The organism is Rhodococcus sp. 320_ES (assembly GCF_059691855.1).
Genome location: NZ_JCAWAG010000002.1, coordinates 47,843 through 66,078 on the forward strand (window position 1 = coordinate 47,843; position 18,236 = coordinate 66,078).

Sequence of the window (18,236 nt, forward strand, 5' to 3'; positions counted from 1 at the left end):
CTATTCGCTTCCCCGGAGCCGCCTACCGGTATCCCAGCTTGCTCGTGCAGGCAGGCCAGGCGCCCCAACCCTGACGCTGCTGGGTGACCGAGGCGATGGCGATCTGCTCTTCGCGTGTGGCGAGGTCTGCGCGCGGCGCGTACCGCAGGCCGCCCTGCCGCTCCCAGGTGTTCTGGTCGAACTGCACGCCGCCGAAGAAGCCGTTGCCCGTGTTGATGGCCCAGTTACCGGTGGCCTCGCACTGGGCGAGGGCGTCCCAGATGGCGCCGTTCTCGACCGGGGGAACCTCCGTGCCCGGCTTGGCGCCGACGCGGATGACGGTGGGCACGGCGGGCGTGGTGACGTCCGCGTCGACGAGCTGACGGCCCGTCTCCTTGCCGTTGACGGTGGTGACCGCGTAGGTCGCGTTCTGCTGACCGGGAGTGCCGGGAACCACGGGCACCGTGCGGCTCATGTTCATCGTCGGGTCTTCGATGCGCTGCTCAGGCGACGGGATGGCCTCGGTGACCTCGACGGTCTCGGTGCGGGTCCGCGTGACGGTGATCGTGAGTCCGTCGGTGAGCGGGGTGTCCGCAGCCGGTTCGACGGTGTCGTTCTGCTCGAGCGGGGTGTTGTTCGCCTCGAGGAAATCGCCCACGGTCGGAGCGGCGAGGGTGAGCGGAACGGGCAGCGCTCCCCCGTCGGCCAGCGCGACCTTCTTGGGCAGAACGATCTCGAGCGTGCCGCCGTCGAGCGGAATGGTCTGATCCTTGGGCTCGTCCACATGGACGTCGGGTGCGATGTCGAGCTGCTTCATCGCGTCGTCGACGGTCGAGGCTGTGGTCCACACCTTCTTCGGAGCGCCGTCGACGGTCAGGGTGACCTCGCGGGCCCGGTTCAGGATGACGGTGTCTCCGTCGCCGATCGGCGCATCGGGAGATGGGGCGACGACGTCCTTGTCGGCGGGTGCGTAGCCGGCGGCGTCGAGGGCGCCCTTGACGTCCGAGGACATGGTGCTGAGCGTGATCGCCTGGCCGTCGACGTCGATCGTCACCGTCTTGTGCCTGGCGACGGCAACGGCCCCACCGACGATGAGCGTGGCGAGCAGCGCTGCGACGACCACGTAGAGAAGGCGCGATTGCGCGTGGTTGAGGCGAGCGACATGCGACATGGAACAGCAATCCCTAAGTGTGTAACGAGCCGTGACATTTCGTCACGAACGATCACGGTACGGTAACGAAAAGGCGCACCTACGGCAACTTCGTCGGTTCGAGGGGGCCTACCGATAGCCTGCGGGATCGACCCCGGCCTCCGGCCTTCCCGGCCGCATACCGACCGGCCTCCGGCCTTCCCGCTACGAAAGGCACGCTCAGTGACGCCGACCCGCTCGACGCGATGGTCTCGCATTCTCCGCATTCCGACGATGGCCGCCGTTCTTCTTCTGGTGTCCCTGCTGCTCGCACCGACGGCGAACGCAGCTCCGGCTCGAACGCAGAGTCCCGTTGCGGGACAGACGTTCTCGATCGCCACCGACGTCACGTTCGCGCCGTTCGAGTTCCAGGACTCCTCCGGCAACTTCGTCGGAATAGACATGGACCTGATCCGGGCCATCGCGGAGGACCAGGGCTTCACCGTCAACATCTCGCCCCTCGGCTTCGACGCTGCCCTGCAGGCCGTCCAGGCCAATCAGGCCGACGCCGTGATCGCCGGCATGACGATCACGCCCGCGCGCCAGCAGGTGTTCGACTTCTCCGAACCGTATTTCGAGTCGGGCGTGCAGATGGCCGTGCTCGAGACGAACAACGACATCACGTCATACGAGGACCTGCGCGGCAAGCAAGTCGCGGTCAAGAACGGCACCGAGGGCGCGACCTTCGCCGAGTCCATAAAGGGCCAGTACGGGTTCACCACGCAGTACTTCGCGGACTCGGCCAGCATGTACGACGAGGTGCGCACCGGAAACTCCGCCGCGGTCTTCGACGACTTCCCGGTGCTGCAGTACGGCATCGCGCAGGGCAACGGTTTCAAGACGGTCACCGAGAAGGAATCGCCCAGCAACTACGGCTTCGCGGTGAACAAGGGCCGCAACGCCGAACTGTTGGCCGCCTTCAACACCGGTCTGAACAACCTGAAGAGCTCGGGCAAGTACGACGACATCCTGAACACCTACATCGGCGCCGCGGCCACCGAGTCCGACAACTCCATTCCCGGCCTGATCAAGAGCGAGTACAAGGAACTGCTGAAAGGCCTGTGGCTCACGATCGTGTTGACGATCATCTCGATCGTCATCGCCCTGGTGCTGGGCGCCTTCTTCGGACTGTTCCGGGTGTCCACGAAGCCCTGGCTGCGCGCCATCGGCGCCACCTACGTCGCGATCTTCCGCGGAACTCCGCTTCTGGTGCAGGCGTTCTTCATCTACTTCGGCATCCCCGCCGCGCTCGGCTTCCAGATGTCGGCGTTCACCGCCGGCATCATCACGCTCTCGCTCAACGCGGGCGCATACATGGCCGAAATCGTGCGCGGCGGCATCCTGTCCGTCGACAAGGGGCAGATGGAGGCCTCCCGCAGCCTCGGCATCAACTACCTGACGTCGATGCGAAAAGTGGTCATGCCGCAAGCAATTCGCACCATGATCCCGTCGTACATCAATCAGTTCGTGATCACGCTGAAGGACACGTCGATCCTGTCGGTGATCGGACTGGCCGAACTGACCCAGTCGGGGCGCATCATCATCGCCCGCAACTTCCAGTCGTTCAACATGTGGCTCATCATCGGTGTCATGTACTTCGTCATCATCATGGCGCTGACCATGCTGTCGAATCGTCTCGAGAAGAGGATCAACAAGTGAGCGCCGAAACGCAGTCCGCCGAGGTCAAGATCCGCGTCAAGGGTCTGAAGAAGTCCTTCGGTTCCCTCGAAGTGCTCAAGGGTCTCGACGTCGACATCCACGCCGGCGAGGTGGTGTGCGTGATCGGGCCGTCGGGTTCGGGCAAGAGCACGTTCCTGCGCTGCCTCAACAAGCTCGAGGACATCACCGGCGGAACCGTCGTGGTCGACGACTTCGACCTGACGGACAAGAAGGTGAACCTCGACCAGGTGCGTCAGCACATCGGGATGGTGTTCCAGCACTTCAACCTGTTTCCGCACATGTCCGTCGTGCAGAACGTGATGCTGGCCCCTACGGAGACGAAGAAACTGTCGAAGGCCAAGGCACGCGAGGAGGCGACGCGCCTGCTCGCCCAGGTGGGCTTGGCCGAGAAGGCCGACGCGAAGCCCGCGCAGCTCTCCGGCGGCCAGAAACAGCGCGTCGCCATCGCACGAGCGCTGGCCATGAATCCCGACATCATGCTGTTCGACGAGGCGACCAGTGCCCTCGATCCCGAGATGGTGGGCGAGGTGCTGCAGGTTCTGCGCGATCTCGCGAAGGGCGGCATGACGATGGTGGTCGTGACCCACGAGATGGGCTTCGCCCGCGAGGTCTCCGACCGTGTGATTTTCATGGCGGATGGGTACATCGTCGAGGAGGGTTCGCCGGACCATGTATTCGGAAATCCGCAGAATTCGCGGACGCAGGACTTCCTGAACAAAGTGTTGTGAGCGAAAGGACGCCATGAGCGACGACCGCGAGACCATCGAGAAGATAGTCGCCAAGCTCGACGCGCAACTCGGCACGCAGACCAACGGACTGCGCGACGAGGTGCCGCCGGGAGCGAGCAGCCAGGACGACGACGGTGAGCGTGGCCCGCTGGGCCGCGACTACCACCTCGCGGGAAAGTTCGCGCAGGCCTACGCCATCGGTGAGCCGGACCTGATCGACCGCGCCGAGTTCGACCGGCTGGTGGAGACGTACGGGGACGAGTAGCCCTTTCCCCTTTTCGGACTCAGGGGCACCCTCACGTCGTTGGATCGACCGAGGGTGCCCCTGAGTCGCTTCACACGCAGAGTCACGCCACGTTCGCCCACCCGGTATCAGCTTGTTACCTAACGTGGCTAACGATTATCCCGTGAGGCCCGACACACCCTGTAGAGCCGAGCACACCGCTCGGTCTGCTCCAGGAGGTATCGGGTGGGTATTTCGACAGGGATCCTGAAGACGGCAGCACTCGCCGCATGCGCGGTGGCGGCCGTGTCGTGCAGCAGCGGCAACGGGGGCACACCGCAGTCGGCAGCGACGACGACACCGAGCGCCACCGTCACCACTCTGCCGCCGCTGACACGCACGTCGACCGCGGGCGCGCCGCCGGCACAGCCACAAACGGAGACCGAGACCGTCACGGTGCCCGCAGCGCAACCCGCGCAGCCGGCGCAGGTGGTGCCGTGTGTGGATCCCCAGTCGACCAACGTCGAGAATGCGGTTGCCGGTCTCGGCACGGACTCTCTGGGCGGCCGGTTCGTCATCGACCAGTACACGCAGGGAACCAGTGCCGGGGGGTGTCCAGAGTTGGAGTGGGCGCGCGCCACCGGCACCGGAGTCCGTAACGGGACCGTGCAATCGCATGTTCTGTTCTTCACCAACGGCGGTCGCTATCTGGGAACCGCGACTTCGGATGCGTACAGCTACACCTCGGTTATCAGTTCGAGCAACAACTCGGTCGACGTCCGCTACCGATGGCTGAGCGACGGCGATGCGCTGTGCTGCCCGTCCAACGAATCCACGGTGACCTTCACTCTCGACGGTGACACGATCACGCCCAGCGGGCAGTTCCCGCCGAAGCAATGATCACTCGACGTAGCCGGCTCGCCGCGTTCTCGATGGCACTCTGCGCCTGTGCCGCGGTGTCCTGTGGCTCGGCCGACGACGCCGCCGTATCTTCCCGCCCTGCCGTGTCCCCGACGCCGTCGTCCACTGCAACGATCTCGACCGCGGGAACGACACCGGGCCTACCGACATCCAGCCCGGACGAGGGACCCGTGCGGGCGTCGGATCCGATCGAGACCGAGCCGGACGGAGGTTCAGCGCCTGTCGAGGACTCGGTGCCGGTCGGGGACTCGGTGCCGACGTCAGGCTTACCGCCTGCCCCGGTTCCCGGCGCGGACCAGCCTCACGCCGGCGATGTCCCGCCGGCTAGCGGCGGGACGCCGACGGCTCCGGACAGCGAGTGGTGTCTCGATCCCGAGTCCCCCGGCGTGCTGGACGTGCTGGCCGGTCTGGGGACCGATTCGATGGGCCTGCGATTCGTCACGGGGTGGTGGGACCGGACGACGGTTGCAGACGGATGCCCGTCCTTGAACTGGGTGCGGGCCCGCGGTAACGACCAGGACATGCGCGCGGAGGACAATTTCTATCTGTTCTTCGACGCGCAGGGCAACTACCTGGGCCCGGCGACACCGGAATTCCACATCAATTCCCTGCTCACCAGCTCGACGGACAACAGCGCGACCATCTTGTTCCGGTCCAGAGAGTCGTTACCGGACCACTCCGGTCCGTTGCACGAATCCGAGGTCACCTACACGCTCGAGGACGGATCAATCGTGGTCGAGGGTCAGCTCCCCGGCGCAGACTGGGGCTGACGGGCCAACCCGTACACCCTTACTGCATTCTCAGTCGCAAACGACGCCACCTCTTCCGGCTCCTGCCCGCGCGTCTCCGCGAACGACCGAGCGGTGTACGGCAGGCAGTACGGCTCGTTCGGGGCACCGCGGAACGGGTGCGGGGTGAGGAACGGTGCGTCCGTCTCCAACAGGAACTGGTGATCGGGCACCATCTTCGCGGCTTCGCGCAGGTCGTGACTGTTCTTGAAGCTGACGGTTCCCGAAAAGCTGAGGATGTACCCGGCGTCCACGCACGCCTCGGCCATCACGGGTCCCGAAGAAAAGCAGTGGAAGATGACGGTGTCCGGAGCGCCCTCGTCGAGCAGGACGGCCAACACGTCGTGGTCGGCGTCCCGGTTGTGGATCATCAGCGGCTTCCGAAGGCGCTTGGCCAGATCTATGTGCCAGCGAAAGCCCTCGACCTGCTCCTCCACGCTCGCGCACCCGTCGAGCTTGCCGGGCCAGTAGTAGTCGAGACCCGTCTCCCCCACGGCAACCGTCCGTCGATCTCGCGCCAGGCGTTCGATCTCGCTGCGGGTCGCGTCGTCGAGCACGTTCGCGCGGGTCGGATGAATGGCGACCGCGGCGTAGACCCGCGAATCCCAGTGCGCCGCATCGACTGCGAAGCGCGCGGCGTCGAGATCGTCGGCCACCGTTACCACCCGGCCGACGCCCACCGCCTCCGCCCGGTCGAGGACGGCGCTCACGCCTGCCGCATCCGTCGCACCGCAGGCATCGAGATGCGTGTGGGCGTCGATCAACGGGGACAGCGGCGCCGGGGCGTCGGGCGCGGGACGTCGTGTACTCACGAAAGCTAGAGTAATTCGCACCATGACTGACGCAGCCCCGACCTCGTACTACATCACCACGGCCATCGCCTACCCCAACGGTGACCCGCATATCGGGCACGCGTACGAGTACATCGCGACGGACGCGATCGCACGGTTCAAGCGCCTCGACGGATTCGACGTGCGCTTCCTGACCGGTACCGACGAGCACGGACTGAAGATGGCGCAGACGGCGACGAAGGAAGGCATCTCGACCGCCGACCTCGCGCGCCGCAACTCCGACATGTTCGAGCGCATGCAGAAGATGCTCGGCATCACGTTCGACCGGTTCATCCGCACCACCGACGCCGATCACCTGCGCGCCAGTCAGGCGATCTGGCAGAAGATGGCCGAGGGCGGCGACATCTATCTGGACTCGTACTCGGGTTGGTACTCCGTTCGGGACGAGGCCTACTACGCCGAGGCCGAGACCACCCTGCAGGAGGACGGGAGTCGAATCTCGACCGAGACGGGCACTCCGGTCGAGTGGACCGAGGAGTCGACGTACAACTTCCGACTGTCCGCGTATCAGGACAAGTTGCTCGCTCATTACGAGGCGCACCCCGAGTTCCTCGCTCCCGCAACGCGGTTGAACGAGATCACCAGCTTCGTGCGGAGTGGCCTGAAAGACCTGTCGATATCGCGCTCGACGTTCGACTGGGGCGTGCAGGTTCCGGGCGACCCGAGCCACGTGATGTACGTGTGGGTCGACGCATTGACCAATTACATTACGGGCGTCGGTTATCCGGACGTCGACGGCGACGAGTTCCAGCGGTATTGGCCGGCCGATCTACAGATGATCGGCAAGGACATCACCCGCTTCCACACCGTGTTCTGGCCGGCATTCCTGATGTCCGCCGGCATCGAGCTGCCGAAACGTGTTTTCGCCCACGGCTTTCTGTACAACAAGGGCGAGAAGATGTCGAAATCGGTCGGCAACGTGGTGGATCCGTTCACGCTCGTCGAGGCGTACGGACTCGACGCCGTGCGCTTCTTCCTGCTGCGCGAAGTCTCGTTCGGGCAGGACGGCAGCTACAGCCACGAGGCCATCGTGCAGCGCATCAACGCCGACCTCGCCAACGAACTGGGCAATCTCGCGCAACGCTCACTGTCGATGGTGGCCAAGAACCTGGGCGGGCAGGTCCCGACACCCGGTGACTTCACGCCCGAGGACACCGCGATGTTGGATAGAGCCGACGCTCTGCTCGGTCTCGCTCGCACTCACGTCGACGCCCAGGAACTGCACCTCTATCTGGAGGTGATCTGGTCGGTTCTCGGCGAGACCAACCGCTACTTCTCCGCGCAGGAGCCGTGGGTGCTGCGCAAGACCGATCCCGCGCGCATGGCGACCGTGCTGTACGTGACTCTCGAGGTCCTACGGGTCGCGGCGCTGCTGGTGCAGCCCGTGATGCCCGACAGCGCCGGCAAAATACTCACCCTGCTCGGTGTCGACGAGCGCACGTTCGCGAGCGTCGGCGACCGACTGGTTCCGGGCGTGGATCTGCCCGCCCCCGTCGGCGTGTTCCCGCGGTACGTGGAGCCCGAGGAGAAAGCCTGACGGCTCAGCCGTCGGCAAGCTTCTCGAGTTCCTCGAGCGCGTTGTCGAGGTGGGTGAGAATGCGCTGCAGGCTCGGCACCGACCGTCGGCAGCCGATCAGCCCGAAGTTCAGGTTGTCGGCGTTCGAGGCCAGGGTGATGTTGAGGGCGAGACCGTCGGTGACGATGGAGGCCGGGTACACCCCGTCCAAACGTGCACCGTTCCAGTACTTTTCCTCTTTCGGCCCCGGCACGTTGGAGATGATGACGTTGAAGGGCGGCGGAGCGGCGCGCACGTAACCCGGCACCTGACCGAAGAGCAGCGGCGCCATGACGGCGGCGCCGTACCCGAGCGCCTGCAGCGGACTGATATCGCGCAGAATGGCTTTCGACTGGTTCATCGAGTCGACGATCGTCCCGAGGCGGCGTTCCGCATCGGGCTGATCGGTGCCGAGGTTGCACAGCACGCTCGTGACGGCGTTTCCCTCGGAGGACTCGGCCCCGGCCTCTCGCGTCGACACCGGCACCATCGCCACCAACGGCTGGTCCGGAAGCGCGTTCTGATCGATGAGGTACGAACGCAGCGCCCCACCGCACATCGCGAGCACCACGTCGTTCAGCGTGACACCGAGACTCTTTGCGACGCCGCGGATTCGGGTCATCGACCACTGCTGAGCGGCGAAGCGGCGTGATCCGCCGATGGGCACGTTGAACATCGTGCGCGGCGCCTCGAGGGGCAGCATCAGGTTCTGCTCGCGGAACTTGCGCAGCCCGATCTTCGCCACGGCCGGACCGAATCCGGCAATGTCGCCCGCCGCTTTCACACCGGTCGACAGCAGCGAGAGCGGTCCGGATCCGCCGCTCTTCTCGAGATCACCGCGGGGCTTGCGTCGACGCTCGAAGAGTTCGGGATCCCAGAAGGCTCCGCTGTCGCGTGCGTCCGGATCGGCGGTCAACGATCGGTCCATCAGCTTCAGAGCCGACACACCGTCGACGAGCGAGTGATGGATCTTGCTGTAGATCGCCACCCGTCCGTCCTTGAGGCCCTCGATCACGTGGAACTCCCACATGGGCCGGTGCCGGTCGAGTGGGGCGCCGTGGTTGAGCGATACGTACTTCAGCAGCTCGCGGACGCGGCCGGGCTTGGGCAGCACGGCGCGACGCAGGTGATACTCGAAGTCGATCTCGTCGTCGTACGTCCACCAGGTGTTGCCCAGCACGTTGACCGGATCGGCGGGGTGCTTTCGGAGGAGTTTGTAGACGTCCGTGTGCTCGGCCAAAGTGTCGTAGACCTTGGCGCCGAAGTCTTCTTCCTCCCCCGGCGGCGGGACGAAAAGCTGCAGACCACCCACGTGCATGGGGTGCTCACGAGACTCTGCGAGCAGGAACATCGATTCGGTGACCGGCATGAATGGCACGGCTTGCTCCTCCCCTTGTGAGCGTCGAACGCCGGCCCTTCCGTGGAGATCACGAATCGGTACCAAGATCGACAACGCCTCGTCTCATTGTGACCCCAGTTACAAGTATTTCGCAAAGTGATGTTTCATTTTGCAACTACCGTGCGATTACTAGGGCAACAGCAAAGGAGGGGCAACGTGAGCCTCACTTCGATCGACATCGCCCCACGCAGCGACTCCAGCCCTGCGACCGTGAGTCCTGCGACCGTTCTGGGTCGTACCGGCCGCAGGTCCCGACCGACATCGGTCACCAGGTACGAGTTCCCCAGCGTCAGCCGTCAGTCCAAGATGCTCTCGCACGCCCTCCGCACCACCGTTCGTCCGTTCCTGTCCGTCTGGGCCCTCGCCCCCGACCTGCCGTGGCCGATGTCCGTCGTCGACTACGCGGGTCTGCTGGTCCCCCCGGTGGAAGGGACCGAAACTGCGACGGTTCGTCTGCAGGAATGCAAAGCCGAGTGGATTCGCCCGGCGACCCGACCGGCGCGGCGCGCCGATCGCGACCGCGTCGTGTTGTACCTGCACGGCGGCGCGTTCGTGACGTGCGGATTGCGCACCCACCGACGCCTGACATCGCGTATCGCCGAGGCGACCGGCGCGGACATCCTGTCGGTCGACTACCGCATGATGCCGAACAACCCGATCTCGAGCGCGGTGTCCGACGGCGTGGACGGCTACCGCTACCTCCTCGAGTGCGGCTACCAGCCCGAACAGATCGTCATCGGAGGCGACTCCGCCGGCGGCTACCTCGCGTTCATGGTGGCACTGACACTGGAGACGCAAGGCCTGAGCAGGCCCGCCGGGGTGTTCACGATGTCGCCTCTGACCGACCTCGATCCCGTACGCAAGCTCGAACACGGCAACTCGCGCACGTGCGCGGTGTTCCCGGCCAACGCTGTGCCGGCGCTCACCCGCTTGGCCGATCGAGTCGACGCCCGCATCGTGGTCGACGGCGAGCGCGGACCGCGCGTGTCGCCCGTGGACGCCGACCTGAGTTCGATGCCTCCGACCCTCATCCAGGTGGGCTCGTCGGAGATCGTGCTGCCCGACGCGGAACTGATGGCTCATCGCCTCGGTGTCGCCGGCATCGAGTGCGAGCTGCAGGTGTGGAAGGACCAGGTACACGTCTTCCAGGCGGCGGATTTCGTGCCCGAGTCCGGGCGCGCCATCGACGAGATCGCCGCGTTCGTCGACTCCGTCGTGGGTCGTGTCGCAGCGCCCCGTGACAAGTCACAGACCACGTCCACCGTCGGCTGAACGCCCACCCCTTCGACACCGGATCGGATACCTTCACCACATGGCCGTGAGCGACAGTAAAGAGATCGACATCGAAGCCGACAAGTCGGCCGTGATGGACGTGATTGCGGACCTCGAGGCTCTCCCGTCCTGGTCCTCGATCCACAAGAAGGTAAACGTCCTCGAACGCACCGACGACGGTCGGCCCAAGCGCGCCGAGATGACCATCTCGCTACTGGGCGTCAACGACGATCAGGTTCTCGAATACTCGTGGTCCGATGACGGCGTGACCTGGGAAATGGTCGAGTCGTCGCAGCAGAAGAGCCAGACCGCGGAGTACCGGCTGACCGAGAAGGACGGCAAAACGCACGTCTACTTCGAGATGACTGTCGACCTCAAGGTGCCGATGCCCGGCTTCCTGGTCAAGAAGGGCACCAAGTCCGTTTTGCAGACGGCCACCGAGGGCCTCCGCGAACAGGTTGTGCGCTAAGCGTTTTCGTCGCCGGAGCGCGCGGAGAGCACCGCTTCGTACAGCTCCCGTTTCGACACCGCAGCGGCGGTCGCGGCGGCAACTCTTGCGCACGCGTCCTTCAGTCCCAGCCCGGCGGAGACCAGATCCTCGACCTCGCCCACCAGATCCTCGGGCGCAACGGTTGTCGGTGCCGCGCCCTCGAGCACCACGGTGATCTCGCCGCGCACGCCGCCCCGCGCCCAGTCCGCCAACTCACCCAGGGTTCCTCGACGAACCTCCTCGTAGGTCTTGGTGAGCTCTCGGCACACCGCCGCACGACGGTCGGAGCCGAGAACGGTCACCGCGTCGTCGAGGCATTCCACGAGCCGATGCGGGGCCTCGAAGAACACGCAGGCTCGCGGTTCGGTGGCGAGCGTGGACAGCCACGCGCGTCGGGGACCACCCTTGCGCGGAGGGAAACCGTCGAAACAGAATCGCTCGACGTGCAGACCGGAGAGGGCTAGAGCCGTCGTCACCGCGGACGGACCGGGCAGACAGGTCACCGGGAGACCGGCGTCGACACATGCGGCGACGAGCCGATAACCCGGATCCGACACCGAGGGCATACCGGCGTCGGTGACGAGGAGGACCGTGCGCCCGTCCACGATGTCGGCCACCAGCGCGGGCGCGCGACTCACCTCCACCTGGTCGTAGAAGCTCACCACCTTGCCGGTGATCGTCACCTCGAGGGCCGCGGCGAGGCTGCGCGTGCGGCGGGTGTCCTCCGCCGCGACCACGTCCGCGGTCGCGAGGGCCTCCCGCAACCGGGCCGACGCGTCGCCGACGTCACCCATCGGCGTCGCAGCCAGAATCAGTTTTCCCTGCATGTGCTCCGCCCCTTCCGTCGTCGGTCGACGCTCACCGTGCACCATGAGCCTACGATCGTGGTGTGACCGTGTTGACCGATGAGCGCCGCGCGGCGCACGGCGATCAACCCTCCCCCATGACGAGTCCGGGTCCGTCGACGCCCCCGGCGGTGTTCGGGCCCACCGACCGCCTTCGCGGATGGGTTGCCACGCTGATAGTGACCGCCCTGGCGGCCGTGACGCGCTTCACGATGCTCGGCTACCCCACCGACGCGGGCACGCCCGTCTTCGACGAGAAGCACTACGCGCCGCAGGGCTACCAGACACTGACCGGCGGGTGGATCGAGGACAACCCCGCCTACGGCCTCGTGGTTCATCCGCCCGTCGGCAAGCAGATGATCGCGATGGGCGAGGCCATCTTCGGCTACACGGGCTGGGGGTGGCGCTTCGCCGCGGCCGTGTCGGGCACCGTACTGGTACTTCTCGTGGTGCGAATCGTGCGTCGGCTCACCCGATCGACGCTCATCGGCGCCGTGGCCGGGATCCTGCTCGTCGCGGACGGGGTGACGTTCGTCAGCTCGCGCATCGGCATGCTGGACATCTTCCTGGCGCTGTTCGTCGTGGCTGCGTTGGGCGCCCTGATACGCGATCGGGACGACGTGCGGGAGCGGCTCGACCGGGCGTCTCGCGAAGGCCGAATCGAGATGACCGCGTGGGGACCTCGCCTCGGCGTGCGGTGGTGGCGGTTCGGCGCCGGCGTTCTGCTCGGGCTCGCCTGCGGCACCAAGTGGTCGGGCATCTACTTCATCGTGTTCTTCGGCCTGATGTCCGTGGCGTTCGATCTGGCGGCGCGCAAGCAGTACGGCGTTCCTCGGCCGTGGATCGGTACGGCGGTGCGGGACGTCGGTCCGGCGCTGTACGCGCTGGTGGTCGTCCCGGTGATCGTGTACCTGGCGTCGTACGGAGGCTGGTTCGCCAGCGAGACCGGTATCGACCGGCACGCCGTCGGCAACCAGATCGGCACCGGCGGGCCGTTCTCCTTCGTTCCCGGCGCACTGAGGTCGCTGTGGTACTACAGCGGCAACGTGCTGCAGTTCCACGAGGGTCTTACGAACTCGGCCGGCAACCGGCACCCGTGGGAGTCCAAGCCCTGGACGTGGCCGATGGGCCTGCGGCCGATGCTGTACTACTTCGCGGACAGCGACCAGGTCACCGGGTGCGGCGCCGGCAGCTGCGTCAAGGCCGTCATGCTGATCGGTACCCCGGCCATGTGGTGGCTCGCCGTGCCGATGTTGCTGTGGGCGCTCTACAGCATGCTGATCCGGCGTGACTGGCGCTACGCGGCCGTGCTGGTGGGATACGGCGCGGCGTTCCTTCCGTGGTTCGCCACGCTCGACCGGCAGATGTACTACTTCTACGCGGTCGCCCTCGCACCGTTCATGGTGATGGGGTTCGCACTGGTGATCTCCGACGTGATCGGTGTGAGCCGTGGCCGCGAGCGACGGACGTTGGGACTGCTCGCGGCCAGCGTCTACGTCGCGGTGGTGATCGCGAACTTCGCGTGGCTCTGGCCGATTCTCACGGCCACACCGATCACGCAGGAGATGTGGCAGAACCAGCTCTGGTTACCCAGCTGGCGTTGACTTCTTCTCGCGCAACCTGAGTCGACGCTTGCTGCCGACGATCATCGGGTCGTGCGAGAGGTCTCGGTACAGCGAGACGCACAGCCCGATCATGACCACCACGAACGGTGCGGCGGCAATGATCGTCATCGTCTGCAGCCCCGTGAGGGCGTCGGACCCGCCGGTCCACAGGATGAGCGCAGCGGTGGCGCCGGTGATGGTGCCCCAGAAGACGACGACCCAGCGGCTCGGCTCACGCGTGCCACGCTCGGACAACGAACCCATGACCATCGAGGCCGCATCCGCGCCGGAGACGAAGAACACGGCGACGAGCACCATGACGATGACGGTGGAAATGCCGAAGAGCGGCAGATTTTCGAGCATGCCGAACAGCTGCGATTCCGTCGTGCCGCGCGCGGACAGGTCGATCCCGTCCTGCTGCTCACCGATGCCGGCGCCGCCGAAGATCGAGAACCACACGAGCGAAACCGCACTGGGAACAACGATGACGCCGATGATGAACTCACGAACGGTGCGGCCACGGCTGATGCGCGCCAGGAACATTCCGACGAACGGGGTCCACGAAACCCACCAGGCCCAGTAGAAGATGGTCCACGACGACAGCCAGGACGCGGTGTCGGCGTCCGAGTTCGCCGCCGATCGTGCGGACATGTGCAGCAGCTCGCTGCCGTAGTCGCCGATCGTGGTCGGAATCAGGTTGAGGATCAACACCGTCGGGCCGAGGACGAACACGAAGAGGGCCAACGCCAGTGCGAGAACCATGTTGAAGTTCGACAGCCACTGAATGCCCTTCGCGACGCCCGACACGGCCGAGGCGACGAACGCGAGGGTGAGCAGAGCAACGATGGCAACCAGCAGAAGCGTGCCCGCCTCACCGAGCCATCCGATGACCTCGAGACCCGAACCGATCTGCAGCGCACCGAGTCCCAGCGACGCCGCGGTACCGAACAGGGTCGCGAAGATCGCCAGGATGTCGATGACCTTTCCGATGGGTCCTTCCGCACGCCGACCGAGCAGCGGGAGGAACGCGGAGCTGATGAGCTGCTTGCGCCCACGCCGGTAACTGCCGTAGGCGATCGCGAGACCCATGACGGCGTACATCGACCACGGGTGCAGCGACCAGTGGAACATGGTGGTGGCCATGGCCGTTCCCACGCCACCGGACGTTCCGGGCGGCGGAGTCACGAAGTGTGTGAGCGGTTCGGCGACACCGTAGAACATCAATCCGATGCCCATACCGGCGCTGAACATCATGGCAATCCAGCTGACAGTGTTGAATTCCGGCTTCTCGCCGTCTTTTCCGAGCGGGATACGTCCGTACTTCGATACCGCGAGGTAGATCGAGAAGAGGACGAATCCTGTTGCGGCGATGATGAAGAGCCACCCCATGTTGGTGACGAGCCAGTCGAGGGTGGACGAGGTCACCGTTTCGAGGCTGTCGGGTCCCGCCAAGCCCCACACCAGAATTGCGGCCACGACGACCGCAGCGACACCGAAGACGGTGCGGTCGAGTCGGGGCTTGGCCGCGGGCACGGTGGGCTCGGCGGTGGTGGGCTCGGGCGTCGAAGCGATGGAAGCGGAACTGCCGTCCGCGTCATCGCGATCGGGGCCGGCAGCGCCGGTCGAGGAATCAATGCGCGATGTCATAAACGTTCAGATTCCTCGGCCGGGGGCCTCGATGCAACTCGACATACAGGACATGCAGGTCAGGCGTGGATTCGCGATTTTGCCCGTCGGCCGCCCACGGCACCGTCGACCGCGTACTTGCCCGCACCCGAGACGGCGAGCAGCAAGGCGCCGGCACCCAGGGCGACGACGAGTTCCCATCCGCCGTTCGTCACGAACACACCGTTCTCGGCGTGGACGAACACCAGCGCGCCGACCATGTCGAGGAACAGCAACACACCGACGACGGGCAGCAGTGCTCCGAGGATCAATGCGGCACCGCCGATGAGTTCGACGAACGTCGCGTAGTAGGCGGAGGCCTGCGGGAACGGGATTCCCATGCCTTCGAAGCCGGCCTTGGTTGCGTCGAGGCCGTTGGTATTGAGTTTCTGCCATCCGTGTGCGACGAACACGACGCCGAGACCGATGCGCGCGACGAGTGTGCCGAGGTCGCGAAAAATGGACGAGTTCATGACGGGCTCCTCGAGGTGGTTGTGGGGGACGACCAGACGGTGCCACAGGTAGGTTGAAGCGTCAACTCAACTCGCGCTGAGCCGCTCTGACGAAGTCCAGCGCCTGCGCGTCGGACACTCCCATCCGGCGCGCGAGGTGCGCGAACTCGGTTGCCGCGCGCTGCGTCGCCGTTCGCGCGGGATCACCCGCATCGGCGATGAACGAGCCCGAGCGTCCACGAGTCTCGAGAACGCCGTCCTGTTCGAGCTCGCGATAGGCCTTGGCCACCGTGTTGGGCGCGAGACCGAGGTCCGCGGCCATGGTGCGAACGGTCGGAATCTTGGTGCCCGCAATCAGTTTGCCGGACGCCACACCGCTCACGATCTGCGCACGCAACTGCTCGAACGGGGCCACGGACGACCCGGAGTCGATCGAGAAACGCACGGCTAGAGCATATCTCGGGAAATCGGGCACGACATGCAGCGCGGCCCCCCGCGTCCGGACCCCAACTCGGATCCGGCGATCCGCAGCACCTCGATGCCCGACGCCTCGAGCCGTGCATTGGTCTCGACGTTGCGCTCGTACGCGACGACGACACCGGGAGCCAGCGCGAGCGTGTTGTTGCCGTCGTCCCACTGTTCGCGTTCGGCCGTCACGTTGTCGAGGCCCGTGTCGATCACGCGCAACTTGCCGATACCCATCGCGTCGGCCGCTGCCTCCAGAAACGGCGCCGCACCCTTGACGCTCACTCCGTGAGTGTCCCGGCGGATCGTGAACGCGGACAACGAGTGCTGGATCATCGGGTACATCACCACCGCGTCGACGTCGACCATCGTGCACACGGTGTCGAGATGCATCGACGCGCGTTCCTGAGCAATGGGAACGACCAGGACGGTGTGCGCCAGATCGTCCTCGAAGAGACTGCGCGCCAACGCTTCCGCGCCGGCAGGCGTGGTGCGCTCCCCCACTCCGACCGCGACGACGCCCGGCGCCAGCAACAGGACGTCGCCGCCCTCGACCGGCGCGGTGTGCGATTCGTAGGCACGCCGAACACCGAGAAAGCGTGGGTGAAAGGCGTAGATGAGATCCGTGAGCGACGTTTCGCGTGTCCGAGCAGTGAGGGCCAGCGACGTGATGGCCACGCGACGGCCGATCCAGAACGACGAATCGCGGGTGAACAGCAAATTGGGGAGTGGTTCGATCACGAAGTCGCCGCCGTGGTGCATTCGCCGGACCAGTGACACCCCGTCGCCGTCACCGATCGGCAATTCGTCGAACGTCATGCCGGCCATCAGAATCTGCGCCAGATCGGGGGCGGGAATCGACCGAAGGTAGGTGGCGAGTTCCTTGGCCAGACCGATCCCGAGTCGGCGCGGATCGACCGCGGCGGACACCCCTTGCACTCGAGCGGCGCCGCTGACGTGCAACGTTTCGGTGAGAAGATCGCCGAGGAGCAGAACCTCGATGCCGCGGCCGGCGAGCAGAGCGGCGAACGCGTCGTGCTCGTCGCGAGCACGGTCCACCCACGGCAACCCGTCGAACAGCAGTTGATCGTTGTTGCGCGGTGTCAGACGGCGCAGCTCGTCACCCGGGCGGTGCAGCATGACGGTGCGGAGGGTGCCGACTTCGGAATCGGCCCCCAGAGTCGAGGCGGAAGACGTCATGGGTCGACGGTAGTGCTCCGAGGCGGCCCCTGCCGCGGACGCAGCAACTTGCTGAACTGATCGTTCGCCTTCTGCATGGCGAACTCGTAGGGCAGCGCGAACTTGCGGGCGAACCAGTACCCGATGCGGATGTCGCGCGAGGAGTAGACGACGAACTGGTCTTTCGCCATCCCGGTCACGATGGCCGCCGCCACCGTTTCCGGTGCGACAGCACGGGACTCGAAGCGGTGCTGCAACTTCTGCACACGAGGATCGTCACGATCCACCCCGGCGATGTGCACGGTGTTCACGAGCGGCGTCCGGACCCCGCCCGGCACGACCAGGCTGACCCCGATCTTGTGCCGCTTCAGGTCGAACCGAAGCACCTCCGACACGCCGCGCAACCCGAACTTGCTGGCGCTGTACGCGGCGTGCCACGGAAGGGCCAACAGACCGGCCGCCGACGACACGTTCACCAGGTGCCCACCGCGGCCCGCGTCGATCATCGGCGGTACGAACGTCTCGATGATGTGGATCGGCCCCATCAGGTTGACGTCGACCATGGCCTTCCAATACTTGTGCTCGAGGTTCTCGACCGTGCCCCACGCGGAGATCCCGGCGACGTTCATCACCACGTCCATGGAACCGAACTCGGCGTGGACGTCGTTCGCGAACGACACCACCGCGTCGTAATCCGAGACGTCGAAGGGAGCCGCGTAACCGACTGTGCCACCGAGCTTTCCGACCATCGAGACCGTCTCCGCCAGCCCGTCGGCGTCGATGTCGGTCAGGAACAGTTCCGCCCCGGCCTCGGCGACAGTCAGTGCGGTGGCGCGGCCGATCCCGCTACCCGCCCCGGTGATGAGAACTTTCTTCGATCGCAGATCCCTGACCGCCATGAGATCGAACACTACTCGACTTGTCCGGTGGGCAATCCGAGCGCAAACTTGC

General features: G+C 65.7%; 18 protein-coding genes. 9 read left to right on the forward strand and 9 right to left on the reverse strand.

Annotation, left to right across the window (positions count from 1 at the left end; translation table 11 throughout):
* Positions 1-22: 22 nt before the first annotated feature.
* Positions 23-1,150, reverse strand: a complete 1,128-nt coding sequence (locus AC59JP_RS06870; RefSeq protein ID WP_497324967.1) for a resuscitation-promoting factor — start codon at positions 1,148-1,150, stop codon at positions 23-25.
* Between the two features lie 252 nt (positions 1,151-1,402).
* Between AC59JP_RS06870 and AC59JP_RS06875 the strand changes: the two genes are divergently transcribed.
* The 5 genes from AC59JP_RS06875 to AC59JP_RS06895 all read left to right on the forward strand — a co-directional run bounded on the left by AC59JP_RS06875 (position 1,403) and on the right by AC59JP_RS06895 (position 5,490).
* A complete protein-coding gene (locus tag AC59JP_RS06875; RefSeq protein WP_497325713.1) occupies positions 1,403-2,827 on the forward strand; it encodes an amino acid ABC transporter substrate-binding protein/permease in 1,425 nt (474 codons plus the stop codon).
* Positions 2,824-3,576 carry an amino acid ABC transporter ATP-binding protein gene (locus AC59JP_RS06880; protein WP_497324968.1) on the forward strand — a complete coding sequence of 251 codons (753 nt, stop codon included), beginning with the start codon at positions 2,824-2,826 and terminating at the stop codon, positions 3,574-3,576. Before AC59JP_RS06875 ends, AC59JP_RS06880 begins: the two co-directional genes overlap by 4 nt.
* 13 nt (positions 3,577-3,589) lie before the next feature.
* The gene (locus tag AC59JP_RS06885) at positions 3,590-3,841 is read left to right on the forward strand and encodes a modification methylase HgiDII (RefSeq protein ID WP_497324969.1); all 252 of its coding nucleotides are present in this window, start codon (positions 3,590-3,592) and stop codon (positions 3,839-3,841) included.
* Positions 3,842-4,045: 204 nt separating this feature from the next.
* Positions 4,046-4,699: an LppP/LprE family lipoprotein gene (locus AC59JP_RS06890; protein WP_497324970.1), complete on the forward strand. Its 654-nt coding sequence runs from the start codon at positions 4,046-4,048 to the stop codon at positions 4,697-4,699.
* Complete coding sequence (locus tag AC59JP_RS06895) at positions 4,696-5,490, forward strand: hypothetical protein (protein ID WP_497324971.1); 795 nt, start codon at positions 4,696-4,698, stop codon at positions 5,488-5,490. The genes AC59JP_RS06890 and AC59JP_RS06895 overlap by 4 nt, the downstream gene beginning before the upstream one ends.
* Here the strand turns inward: AC59JP_RS06895 and AC59JP_RS06900 are convergent.
* On the reverse strand, positions 5,463-6,320 hold the full coding sequence (locus AC59JP_RS06900) for a TatD family hydrolase (RefSeq protein WP_497324972.1): 858 nt from the start codon (positions 6,318-6,320) through the stop codon (positions 5,463-5,465). The two genes, AC59JP_RS06895 and AC59JP_RS06900, sit on opposite strands and share 28 nt — an antisense overlap.
* 22 nt (positions 6,321-6,342) lie before the next feature.
* Between AC59JP_RS06900 and metG the strand changes: the two genes are divergently transcribed.
* Positions 6,343-7,896 (forward strand): methionine--tRNA ligase, encoded by a 1,554-nt coding sequence (metG, locus tag AC59JP_RS06905; RefSeq protein ID WP_497324973.1) that lies wholly within the window; start codon positions 6,343-6,345, stop codon positions 7,894-7,896.
* Positions 7,897-7,900: 4 nt separating this feature from the next.
* On the opposite strand, the gene AC59JP_RS06910 is transcribed toward metG, so the two are convergent.
* Positions 7,901-9,292 carry a WS/DGAT/MGAT family O-acyltransferase gene (locus AC59JP_RS06910; protein WP_497324974.1) on the reverse strand — a complete coding sequence of 464 codons (1,392 nt, stop codon included), beginning with the start codon at positions 9,290-9,292 and terminating at the stop codon, positions 7,901-7,903.
* 327 nt (positions 9,293-9,619) lie between these two features.
* On the opposite strand from AC59JP_RS06910, the gene AC59JP_RS06915 reads away from it, so the two are divergent.
* Complete coding sequence (locus AC59JP_RS06915; RefSeq protein WP_497325714.1) at positions 9,620-10,585, forward strand: alpha/beta hydrolase; 966 nt, start codon at positions 9,620-9,622, stop codon at positions 10,583-10,585.
* A 40-nt stretch (positions 10,586-10,625) separates the two neighbouring features.
* The gene (locus tag AC59JP_RS06920; RefSeq protein ID WP_497324975.1) at positions 10,626-11,054 is read left to right on the forward strand and encodes an SRPBCC family protein; all 429 of its coding nucleotides are present in this window, start codon (positions 10,626-10,628) and stop codon (positions 11,052-11,054) included.
* Here the strand turns inward: AC59JP_RS06920 and rsmI are convergent.
* Positions 11,051-11,902 carry a 16S rRNA (cytidine(1402)-2'-O)-methyltransferase gene (gene rsmI / locus AC59JP_RS06925; RefSeq protein ID WP_497324976.1) on the reverse strand — a complete coding sequence of 284 codons (852 nt, stop codon included), beginning with the start codon at positions 11,900-11,902 and terminating at the stop codon, positions 11,051-11,053. The genes AC59JP_RS06920 and rsmI overlap by 4 nt on opposite strands.
* Before the next feature lie 116 nt (positions 11,903-12,018).
* Here rsmI and AC59JP_RS06930 point away from each other — a divergent pair, with 116 nt between their 5' ends.
* Positions 12,019-13,524 (forward strand): dolichyl-phosphate-mannose--protein mannosyltransferase, encoded by a 1,506-nt coding sequence (locus AC59JP_RS06930; protein WP_497325715.1) that lies wholly within the window; start codon positions 12,019-12,021, stop codon positions 13,522-13,524.
* Here AC59JP_RS06930 and AC59JP_RS06935 read toward each other — a convergent pair.
* The 5 genes from AC59JP_RS06935 to AC59JP_RS06955 all read right to left on the reverse strand — a co-directional run bounded on the left by AC59JP_RS06935 (position 13,507) and on the right by AC59JP_RS06955 (position 18,184).
* On the reverse strand, positions 13,507-15,171 hold the full coding sequence (locus AC59JP_RS06935; RefSeq protein ID WP_497324977.1) for a BCCT family transporter: 1,665 nt from the start codon (positions 15,169-15,171) through the stop codon (positions 13,507-13,509). The genes AC59JP_RS06930 and AC59JP_RS06935 overlap by 18 nt on opposite strands.
* 59 nt (positions 15,172-15,230) lie before the next feature.
* Positions 15,231-15,662: a DoxX family protein gene (locus AC59JP_RS06940; RefSeq protein WP_497324978.1), complete on the reverse strand. Its 432-nt coding sequence runs from the start codon at positions 15,660-15,662 to the stop codon at positions 15,231-15,233.
* Positions 15,663-15,723: 61 nt separating this feature from the next.
* Positions 15,724-16,086, reverse strand: coding sequence for a GntR family transcriptional regulator (locus AC59JP_RS06945; protein ID WP_497324979.1), 363 nt, complete (start codon positions 16,084-16,086; stop codon positions 15,724-15,726).
* A gap of 2 nt (positions 16,087-16,088) precedes the next feature.
* The gene (gene arcA, locus AC59JP_RS06950) at positions 16,089-17,306 is read right to left on the reverse strand and encodes an arginine deiminase (RefSeq protein ID WP_497324980.1); all 1,218 of its coding nucleotides are present in this window, start codon (positions 17,304-17,306) and stop codon (positions 16,089-16,091) included.
* The gene (locus AC59JP_RS06955; RefSeq protein ID WP_497324981.1) at positions 17,303-18,184 is read right to left on the reverse strand and encodes an SDR family oxidoreductase; all 882 of its coding nucleotides are present in this window, start codon (positions 18,182-18,184) and stop codon (positions 17,303-17,305) included. Before AC59JP_RS06955 ends, arcA begins: the two co-directional genes overlap by 4 nt.
* Positions 18,185-18,236: the final 52 nt, after the last annotated feature.